The organism is Piscinibacter sp., from assembly GCF_050175855.1.
Lineage (GTDB): Bacteria > Pseudomonadota > Gammaproteobacteria > Burkholderiales > Burkholderiaceae_C > Piscinibacter.
Genome location: NZ_JBFXIO010000172.1, coordinates 1 through 10252 on the forward strand (window position 1 = coordinate 1; position 10252 = coordinate 10252).

Sequence of the window (10252 nt, forward strand, 5' to 3'; positions counted from 1 at the left end):
ACGAATCGCAGATTTGAAAGTGAACAGGAAAGTCAATGAAATCAACGATCTACCAACACCACCTCCGCGCCAGTGCTAGCTTTTCGTACCGTCACTTATTGCACTGAAAACGAGGAGACCCCGACGAGGATCGCATGATCCTGTTGTTGGCAGTGAGCAATTACCACAAGCCTTCGAAGATGCCGATGGACCGCAACGGGCAGCTGATCTCGGATCGCTGCCAGGCGCTCCTCGAACTGATGATCGAGGCAGACATCCGTGCCGGCCTGATCGAGAACGGGCAAGAAGACGAACTCGGGAAGAAGCGCGAAGTGCCGATCGTCGAGACGACATACGCAGGTCACCTGTGGGAGGCGTTCACTGACCTGGTCATCGAGGCGGGCCGAATCAACGGGCAGCGGGAGAAGTTCGGGATCGGCCAGAAGAACGTGGTCGAGAACCGAACCATCATCGTGGTCTACGAAAAGGATGTGCGCGAAGAGCTGCTCAAGAGAATGGAGCTCCGCAACTCCCAGAAGGGCAAGGTGGACGGCAAGGGCGTCACGGTGCTCACGAAGGATCTCCTGCGGGTCCTTGGCGAGAAGGGAATGCTGATCACGGAGTGGGGCGAAGCCAAGGCCAGCTGTCCCGAGGAGGCTCTGTGGCAGGTGGATTGGTACGGAAGAGATCCGAAGAGGCTGGGGGCGCCGATCTCGAAGAGTCTGTGCACCATAGTGTTCGAGCCGAAGGGCGAGCTCGCACGGCTGGCCGAGATGAAGGACCACGACTCCATTCCGAAGCTGGTTGGGCTGTTCGGTGACGAGAAGCGGGAAGAGAAGCGCAAGGCCGTCTTGAAGGACGCGCTTTCAATGGCGACCGAAGTGTGGGTGACGCACGACGAGAACGGGGTACCTCAGATCGCCGGAGAGTCGAAGAAGTCGGAATCGAAGAAAAAGGCCGCACGCTCGAACGCGAAGGCTGTCGGAACGGCGCTCGCGACGGAGAAGGTGGGTACCGAACCGGGCTTGAGAGCCCCCGACACCGAGCGGCAAGACGCGTCCGAGGAAGTCGTGGAAGCGGCCCCGTCGCAAGAAGCCCCCACCGCAGCGACCCGGCCAGTGGCGAAGGAAGAAAAGGCCACCAGCGCTGGCAAGAAGGCGATACCCAAGCGAGAGCCGGTGCGCGAGCAAGACGTAGAGGTATCGGAGGCGGTGGAAGCCGTGAAAGCGCAGCTGCGCAGGAGGATGGCGGATGCTCAGTCGAAGCTGGGTGCCGACGGTCGAACTGCGCCAAGGATCGAAGATCGCACGGCGAAGCCGCATCCCGTCAAGGCGGGTCTGCTGAACGTCGTGGAACTGGTTCGCCGCGGAGACCTGCCTTTCACAGAGATGGCAGACGGCCGAATCGCCGTGGCGGTGGAAGCGCTGAAGGCGCTCAACCACGGCAGCATCCCGTGGATGACGCAGCAGGTCGTGACGTTCTTCGTGAGCAACCGGTGGCCTGGTGTGAAGATCACACGTCGCGACAACGGAGTGTTCATGCTCGAACTTGACGTCGGGGTAATCGTATCTTTCCAGCAAATTGACACGGTGGCCGCTGGCCAAGCCGTCACCAGCTCGATGCGGCTCCTGGGCATGTAGGGATTCGCGCCGCGCCCGACCCAGGTAGATTGGCGGTTTCGACTGCCAGAACGGTGTCACCATGTCCTTCGCCAAGCGCTTCATTGGCGCGGAGAACCTGCCCACTAGGCTGTCGGAATTCGACGTCCAGCAATCTTTCTGCATGAGCGCGGACGACATCGCCGCGGTCTCAGGGCGCTTTCGCCACGATCGCCGGGTCGCGGCAGCCATTCAGATGCTGTTCCTGCGGGCCAGCGGCCGCCCGATGGACCGGTTCGCGTCGGTGCCCAAGACCCTGCTGCGTGCCGTCTGTGAGGCGTTTCAAACCCCGGCCGTGAGCATCGCCAGCCTGCGGTCCCTCTACGCTCGCCGCCAGACGCTGTACGAACATCAAGCATGGGCTCGCACCTACCTCGGCCTGCTAGACCTGGATGCGGCTGGTGTCGACCAACTTCAAAAGGTTCTGGCAATCTCCGCGCTCGAGGCCGCGCATCCCGACGATCTCGCCGAAACCGCCCGCATGTGGCTGTACGAACGGCGCATCGTCATCCCTGGGCCGCGCCGCCTTGCAGACTTGGCGCGCGAGGCCTTCGACGCCACCGAGACGGCCATGGCAGCCACGATCGAGGCCGGCGTCGGCAAGGCAGCCCTCCTCAAGGCCATCGACTGGTGCTATGCAACGCAGTCCGGGGGCGTAGGCACCCGGCTTGAATGGCTCAAGACGCCACCCAAGCGGCACTCTCCGAGCACGATGGCTGAAACGCTGGAGAAGATCCGGGCGTTGAAGGAACTGGGCGTGCACGCCTGGCCCCTGGACGCCGTGGCCCTGAGCAAGCAGCAGGCCTACGCCGCCCACGTCCAGATGCGGCGTCCGTCGATGACCGCACGCATAGAGCGGCAGCGCCAGACCGTCGAGATCACCTGCTTCCTGCGCGTCACACTGTTGGAGCTGACCGACATGGCGCTGTTGCAGGCTTCGCGCCGGAGCCAAGACCTGTTCCGTCGCGCCGCCGAGCGTGTCGAGAAAGGACGCTCGCGCAGCGGCGGCGCGACGCTGCAGCAGGCCCTCAAAGCCAAGTCGGTGCTCCACGACGAGTCCAAGCCCTGGCGCGATCGCGTGCTCGAAGCCCGCGCCTTGCTCCACGACATCGGCGAAGCTGGCACAAGCACTTTCGCGTCCCAGGTCCGTAGGGCGCTGGCCGAGGACAACCGGCGCGTTCATGCCCACCTGGCGGGCCTTCGCGACATCGAGTTTGCCGGCGCGTCGGGCGACCCCGGCCACGACCAATGGCAGGCCTGGCAGCGTCTGCAAGCTCTCGGCACCAAGGAGATCCCGCAGGACTTCGAGCTGCCGCCGGTGGGCGCCGCATGGAACACGATCGTCAGCGACCTGGATCCTCAGTCTCGGTACCGGGCATTCGAGGCCAGCACGATGATGGCGCTGCGCAAGAGCCTGCGGCGCGGCAGCGCGTGGGTGAACCACTCGATCAGTTTCCGCGCCCGCGAGTCGATGCTGCTGGCAGGTGCCGACTGGAGCCGCACGAAGGAACTGCACCACCAGATTCTCGGCCTGCCCGACCAGGCCATGGCGTTTTTGGAGCCAATCCTGGCGGGCGTGTCGGTCGGCCTGACGGCCTTGGCTGAGGCCGCCGGTCGCGGTCAGATCGAGATCGGCGCAGACAAGCTCCTGCATTTGCCGCCAATCCGACCGATGGACGAGGAAGTGGAGCCACGCAAGACCCGGGAGGCTGTCTTCAAGCACATCGGCTCCGTCCAGTTGCCAGACCTGCTGCTGGAAGTCGACGCCGCCACCCACTTCAGCGAGGCGCTGCTGGCCCGCCGTCCGTCGTCGAGCAACGAGCTGCGGGCCATCTACGGCGCGCTCCTGGCCCATGGCACCGATCTCGACGCCAAGGGCGTGGGCTCGATGATCCCCGGCATCGACGCGGCGCACATCTCCACGGCGATGCGGGCCGTCGAGCTGAGCGGCAGGCTGCGCCGGGCCAACGAACGGGTGTCGGAGTACCAGAACGCGCTGCCGATCGCGGCGCTCTGGGGCGACGGCACCAAGGGCTCTGCCGACATGATGGCCATGGACGCCAGCCGCCACCTGTGGACGGCCCGGGTGGACCCGCGCCGGCGCACCTATGCCGCGGGGCTGTACACCCACGTTCGCGACCGCTGGGGCTTGTTCTACGACCAACCCGTCGTGCTCAACGAGCGGCAGGCAGGCGTGGCCGTCGAAGGCGTCGAGCAGCACAACCGTGCCGAAGACCGGATCCGACTCTCTCTGCTGGCCGTTGATACCCACGGCGTCACGAACGTGGCGATGGCCATCGCCAAGCTTTTGGGTTTTGACCTGTGCCCGCGCCTGCGCGATCTGCGTGAGCGAAAGCTGTTCGTGCCCAGGGGTTGGCCGGTGCCGGAGAGCCTGGAGGGTGTGACCGTGCGCCGGGTGTCGGTCAAGGCGATCGAGCGCGGCTGGGACGACCTGGTGCGCCTGGCGGCGTCGATTCGGGCGGGCAAGGTGTCCGCGGCGCATGCCATCCACCGGCTGGGGTCAGCAGCGGTTGGCGACCCGCTGCACCGCGCTGCAGAACACCTTGGGCGCCTGCTGCGAACGCTGTTTCTGTGCGACTACCTGGCCATCCCGGACTATCGGCGCGAGATACACACCCTGCTCAACCGGGGCGAGTCGGTGCATCAGCTGCAGCGTGCCATTCATGGCGGCCAGGTGGCCCCTGAGCGTGGCCGCCGGCGGCAAGAGATGGCGGCCATTTCGGGAGCTCACGCACTGTTGACCAACATCGTGTTGGCGTGGAACACGAATCGCATGGACACCGTGGTGACGAAGCTCAACCGGGATGGCGTCGGCATCGAGGAGGACTGGCTGCGGCGAATTGGCCCGGCGCACTTCTCGCACATCAACTTCCGTGGGACGTTCCGGTTCAACGTCGAGCGGTACGCGGACGTGCTGGTGGAGCGCGCCGCCGGGCTTGGCGCGGCCAAGCCTGGCCGGTGAGGCCCGCGGCCGCGTCCCGGAGGCCAGGGTGTCGGCGATGAGACGGTCAGCTGACCTTCAGCGGCGACAGGTGACGGGCGGCCAACGACCCATAGCCGCCAGTCGGGCTTCTCCATGGCTGCCGACGCTCGGCCGTCACCTAGTCGAGTTTCGCATCCGCAAAGCAGGCGTTGGCGGCCACCGGCGGCCGACCACAACCGGACTGTTGCAACGGCCAAGCGAATGTTCCTTCAAGACTGGACACCGTCATCCCGTGTTGGTGTCTCCACGAGAGTTCGCATGAGCGGCACCCACTCGCTGTTCGCCCAAGCGAATCCCCGCTTTCACGAGAGACCCTATCCTTGTAAAGGCTGTGGCCATGGTCATTCAGTGAGAGCTTGATCAGCCGCAGCACCGTGTCGGGCGCCGCCGCCTCATCTCATAGAGCGCCCGTAAGCTCCGGCACGGCCTCGAACAGATCGGCCTCCAGGCCGTAGTCGGCGACGCTGAAGATCGGGGCCTCGGGGTCCTTGTTGATCGCGACGATGACCTTGGAGTCCTTCATGCCGGCCAGGTGCTGGATCGCGCCGCTGATGCCGGCGGCGATGTAGAGCTGGGGCGCGACGATCTTGCCCGTCTGGCCGACCTGCCAGTCGTTCGGCGCATAGCCCGCATCGACCGCGGCGCGGCTGGCGCCGAGCGCGGCGCCGAGCTTGTCGGCCAGCGGCTCCAGCACCTCGTGGAACTTCTCGCTCGAGCCGAGCGCACGGCCGCCGGAGACGATGATCTTGGCCGAGGTCAGTTCCGGCCGGTCGAGCTTGGCGATCTCGCTGCCGACGAAGCTGGACCCGCCGGCCGCGGCCATGGCGGGCACGCTCTCGACCGCGGCGCTGCCGCCGGTCGCGGCCGCCGCATCGAAGCCGGTACTGCGCACGGTGATGACCTTGACGGCGTCGGTGCTCTGCACCGTGGCAATCGCATTGCCGGCGTAGATCGGGCGCTCGAAGGTGTCGGCGCTGACCACCTTGCTGATGTCGCTGACCTGCGCCACGTCCAGCAGCGCGGCCACGCGCGGGCCGATGTTCTTGCCGCTGGCGGTGGCGGGCAGCAGCACGTGGCTGTAGTCCTTGGTGTCATTCACCAGGGCGACGATCTGGGCGGCGACGTTCTCGGCCAGGCCGTGTGCGAAGCCTTCAGCGTCGGCGTGCAGGACCTTGGCCACACCGGCGATCTGGCTGGCGGCCTGGGCGGCGCCGCCAGCGTCGTGGCCAGCGACCAGGACATGGACATCGCCGCCGCAGGCGGCCGCGGCGGTGACGGTGTTCAGCGTCGCGGGCTTGACCTGCGCGTTGTCGTGTTCGGCAATGACGAGGATCGACATTCAGATCACCTTCGCTTCGTTCTTGAGCTTGTCGACCAGCGTAGCGACGTCCGGCACCTTGACGCCGGCACCGCGCTTGGGCGGCTCACTGACCTTGAGGGTCTTGATGCGCGGGGTGACGTCGACGCCCAGGTCCTCGGGCTTGACGACGTCCAGCGTCTTCTTCTTGGCCTTCATGATGTTGGGCAGCGTGACGTAGCGCGGCTCGTTCAGGCGCAGGTCGGTCGTGACGACCGCCGGCAGCGTCAGGCTGACCGTTTCCAGACCGCCGTCGACCTCGCGCGTGACGGCCACCTTGCCGTCGGCCACCTCGACCTTGCTGGCAAACGTGCCCTGCGGCCAGCCGGCCAGCGCGGCCAGCATCTGGCCGGTCTGGTTGCAGTCGTCGTCGATCGCCTGCTTGCCCAGGATGACGAGCTGCGGCTGCTCCTTGTCGGCCAGCGCCTTCAGCAGCTTGGCCACGGCCAGGGGCTGGAGCTCTTCCGCGGTCTCGACCAGGATGGCTCGGTCGGCGCCGATCGCCATCGCGGTGCGCAGCGTCTCCTGGCACTGGGTGACGCCGCAGGACACGGCGATCACCTCGGTGGCCACGCCCTTCTCCTTCAGGCGCACCGCCTCCTCGACGGCGATCTCGTCGAAGGGGTTCATGCTCATCTTGACGCCCGAGAGGTCGACGTCCGAACCGTCCGCCTTGACGCGCGCCTTGACGTTGTAGTCCAGCACGCGCTTCGTGCACACCATGACCTTCATGCGATCGTCTCCTCGTGTTCGGGGGGGCTTAGGCGGTCACGCCCGCAGCCGTCGCCTGGGCCACCTGGGCCATCTGGGCGGCCTTCGCCTCCCGCCGCGCGCGCGAGGTCGTCATGACCTGCGCCTCGCCCTCGATGACCACGGTGTCGCGCACGCTGCACACGGTGGACAGCACGGCGCGCGCCTTGGCGGTGTCGACAGACACCACGGTGACGCAGGCGTGCACCGTGTCGCCCGGACGCACCGGTGCCTTGAAGCGCATCTGCTGGCCGAGGTAGATCGTGCCCGGGCCGGGCAGCCGGTTGGCGACGGCGGCGGAGATCACGCTGGCGGTCAGGAAGCCGTGCGCGATGCGGCCGCCGAAGGCGGTGCCGGCGGCGAACTCCTCGTTCACGTGGACGGCGTTGTTGTCGCCCGAGACGCCGGCGAACAGCACGATGTCCGCCTCGGTGATCGTCTTGGAGAAGGTTGCGCTCATGCCGGGCTGCAGGTCCTCGATGTCGTGGCCGTTCATCTCGTTCATGGGGAGTTCCTCGCGGTCGGGTTCGGGTGTCAGAGCTGGTCGGCGGTCAGTCCGAGAGTGGACGCCGCGCCGCGCAGGACGCCGTCGCGCCAGGCCGCGGCGTGCGGCATCACGTGCAGGGCGAAGTGCAGCGCCGTCACCCGCTTGGCCGCGAGGAAGTCTTCGCCGTCGCTGCCACTGTCCAGCTGTGCGGTGGCGGCGACGGCCGCGCGCGTCAGCAGCCAGCCGCCGATGACCGTGCCGGCCAGCCAGAGGTAGGGCACGGCGGCGGCCGCGGCCTCGCGCGGCGCCTGGCCGAGCAGGCCGTCGGTGGCCTCGTCCAGGGCCTGCACGCCTCGTTGCAGCGAAGCATGCAGGTCGACCAGCAGGGCGTCGGACTCGTGCCCGACGGCGTTCGCGTCGGCACGCATCTGCGCCAGCAGGCCCTTCATCGCCGTGCCGCCGTCGCGCGCGAGCTTGCGGCCGATCAGGTCGTTGGCCTGGATGCCCGTCGTGCCTTCGTAGATCGTCGTGATGCGCGCGTCGCGCTGGTGCTGCGCGGCGCCGGTCTCCTCGATGAAGCCCATGCCGCCGTGGACCTGCACGCCGGTGGCGGTGACCAGCTGCGCACCCTCGGTGCACCAGCCCTTCACGACCGGGATCAGCAGGTCGACCAGGGACTGCGCCTGGCGCCTCGGCCCGGCCTCGGGATGGCCGTGCGCGCGGTCCATCCAGCCGGCGGCGAAATAGGCCAGCGCACGCTGGGCCTCGGTGCGCGCCTTCATGTCCATCAGCATGCGTCGCACGTCCGGATGGCCGGCGATGGTGGCGTCGCCGACCAGGGTCCTGCCCTGCACGCGCTCCAGCGCGTAGCCGCGGGCCTGCTGGTAGGCGCGCTCGGAGATCGCCACGCCCTCCAGCCCGACGTTCAGACGGGCATGGTTCATCATCGTGAACATGCAGGCCAGGCCCTGGTTCTCCTCGCCGAGCAGGTAGCCGATCGCGCCCGGTCCCTCGCCGAAGCTCATGACGGCCGTGGCGCTGGCGCGGATGCCCATCTTGTGCTCGATGGAGGCGCAGGTCAGGTCGTTGCGGTCGCCCAGGCGGCCGTCGTCCCCGACGAGGTACTTCGGCACCAGGAACAGCGAGATGCCCTTGACGCCCGGCGGCGCGTCGGGCAGGCGGGCCAGCACGAGATGGACGATGTTCTCGGCCATGTCGTGCTCGCCCCAGGTGATGAAGATCTTCGTGCCGCTGATGCGGTAGTGGTCGCCCTCGCGCACGGCCTTCGCGCGCAGCGCGGCCAGGTCGGAGCCCGCCTGAGGCTCGGTCAGGTTCATCGTGCCCGTCCAGCGGCCTTCGACCATCGGCGGCAGGTAGCGCGCCTTGAGCGCCTCGCTGCCGTGGTGCACGATCGCCTCGACCGCGCCGAGCGTGAGCATCTGGCACAGGCTGAAGGCCATGTTGGCCGACTTCCACATCTCCAGCACCGCGGTGGACAGCAGCGTGGGCATCCCCTGGCCGCCGAAGTCGACGCTGGCCGGCATGCCGTTCCAGCCGGTCTCGCAGAAGCTGGCGTAGGCTTCCTTGAAGCCGTCGGCCGTGTGCACCGCGCCAGCGTCCCAGCGGTTGCCCTGGCGGTCGCCGGGCTGGTTCAGCGGTGCGAGGACCTCGGCCGCGAACTTGCCGGCCTCCTCCAGGATGGTCTCCACCAGGTCGGGGGTGACCTCCTCGTGGCCGGGCTGGGCCAGCACGGCGTCCAGGCCGCCGATCTCCTTCATCGTGAACAGCATCTCGCGCACGGGGGCGACGTAGCTCATGGTGGGGTGCTCCGGGTCGATGGGTGGGGCGGAAGAAGGGCCGGGTGCGTGGAGGGGTTCACTCGTCGGGGGCGCGCCGACCGCGCAGGGCCAGCAGCTCGCCGACGACGCCGCGGCGGAAGGCCAGGACGCAGGCCACGAAGATCGCGCCCATGATCACCATGACCCAGGAGCCGACCTTGTCGGCCAGTTCGTTCTCCAGCGTCACGATGACGAGCGCGCCGACGGCCGGCCCGAACAGCGTGCCCACGCCGCCGATCAGCGACATCAGCACCACCTGGCCGCTCATGTGCCAGTGCACGTCGGTCAGCGTCGCCAGCTGGAACACCAGCGCCTTGAGCGCGCCGGCCGTGCCGGAAAGACCGGCGGACAGCACGAAGGCGAGCAGCTTGTGCCGGTTGACGTCGTAGCCCAGCGAGATGGCGCGCGGCTCGTTCTCGCGAATGGCCTTCAGCACCTGGCCGTACGGCGAGTGCACGGTGCGCTGGATGAGCCAGTAGCCCAGGACGAACACGGCAAAGACGAAGTAGTACATCGCCGTGTTGTCGTTGAGGTCGATCAGCCCGAACAGCCGGCCGCGGGGCACGCCCTGCAGGCCGTTCTCGCCGCCGGTGAACGGCATCTGCAGCGCCAGGAAGAACACGAGCTGTGCCAGGGCCAGCGTGATCATCGTCAGGTAGATGCCGCTGCGGCGGATGGCCAGCCATCCGAACAACGCCCCGAGCGCGGCCGCGAAGGCCGTGGCCCCGAGGATCGCGAGCTCGGGCGACAGCCCGTGGTCCTTGGCCAGCGACGCGCCGATGTACGCGGCGCCGCCGAAGAAGGCTGCGTGGCCGAACGACAGCAGGCCGGCATAGCCCAGCAGCAGGTTGAAGGCGCAGGCGAACAGCGCGAAGCACAGGACCTTCATCAGGAAGGTCGGGTAGATCAGCCAGGGCGCGGCGAGGCCGAGCAGCAGGGCGATGCCCCAGGCCATGAGGTGGCGGTTGCCCGAGGCCGGTGCGGTGGCGGGCGGGGTCGACGTGACGGTGGACATCGGGGTCTCCTTCGCAGGCGTCAGGCCTGCTTGCCGAACAGCCCGGCCGGGCGGAAAAGCAGCACGAAGATCATGATCACGAAGATCACGACGGCGGAGGCTTCGGGGTAGACGACCTTGGTCAGGCCCTCAACGAGGCCGAGGCCGAGACCGGTGAGGATGGC

7 protein-coding genes and 1 pseudogene are annotated in these 10252 nt (G+C 67.6%); 2 read left to right on the plus strand and 6 right to left on the minus strand.

Translation table 11 applies throughout. The features are described from left to right. Nucleotides 1–134 precede the first annotated feature (134 nt). The gene (locus tag AB7U92_RS14090; RefSeq protein WP_428577848.1) at nucleotides 135–1619 is read left to right on the plus strand and encodes a hypothetical protein; all 1485 of its coding nucleotides are present in this window, start codon (nucleotides 135–137) and stop codon (nucleotides 1617–1619) included. 61 nt (nucleotides 1620–1680) lie between these two features. Then, the gene (locus AB7U92_RS14095; protein ID WP_428577851.1) at nucleotides 1681–4620 is read left to right on the plus strand and encodes a Tn3 family transposase; all 2940 of its coding nucleotides are present in this window, start codon (nucleotides 1681–1683) and stop codon (nucleotides 4618–4620) included. 418 nt (nucleotides 4621–5038) lie between these two features. On the opposite strand, the gene AB7U92_RS14100 is transcribed toward AB7U92_RS14095, so the two are convergent. The 6 genes and pseudogenes from AB7U92_RS14100 to AB7U92_RS14125 all read right to left on the minus strand — a co-directional run. Continuing rightward, nucleotides 5039–5980 carry an electron transfer flavoprotein subunit alpha/FixB family protein gene (locus tag AB7U92_RS14100; RefSeq protein ID WP_128199319.1) on the minus strand — a complete coding sequence of 314 codons (942 nt, stop codon included), beginning with the start codon at nucleotides 5978–5980 and terminating at the stop codon, nucleotides 5039–5041. Beyond that, nucleotides 5981–6730 carry an electron transfer flavoprotein subunit beta/FixA family protein gene (locus tag AB7U92_RS14105; RefSeq protein WP_128199320.1) on the minus strand — a complete coding sequence of 250 codons (750 nt, stop codon included), beginning with the start codon at nucleotides 6728–6730 and terminating at the stop codon, nucleotides 5981–5983. Between the two features lie 28 nt (nucleotides 6731–6758). After that, nucleotides 6759–7253: a MaoC family dehydratase gene (locus AB7U92_RS14110; protein WP_128199321.1), complete on the minus strand. Its 495-nt coding sequence runs from the start codon at nucleotides 7251–7253 to the stop codon at nucleotides 6759–6761. 29 nt (nucleotides 7254–7282) lie between these two features. Further along, nucleotides 7283–9052 (minus strand): acyl-CoA dehydrogenase, encoded by a 1770-nt coding sequence (locus AB7U92_RS14115; protein ID WP_128199322.1) that lies wholly within the window; start codon nucleotides 9050–9052, stop codon nucleotides 7283–7285. Between the two features lie 58 nt (nucleotides 9053–9110). Beyond that, complete coding sequence (locus AB7U92_RS14120; RefSeq protein WP_199232323.1) at nucleotides 9111–10088, minus strand: branched-chain amino acid ABC transporter permease; 978 nt, start codon at nucleotides 10086–10088, stop codon at nucleotides 9111–9113. A gap of 20 nt (nucleotides 10089–10108) precedes the next feature. Then, a pseudogene (locus AB7U92_RS14125) lies at nucleotides 10109–10252 on the minus strand (branched-chain amino acid ABC transporter permease); the annotation flags it as partial.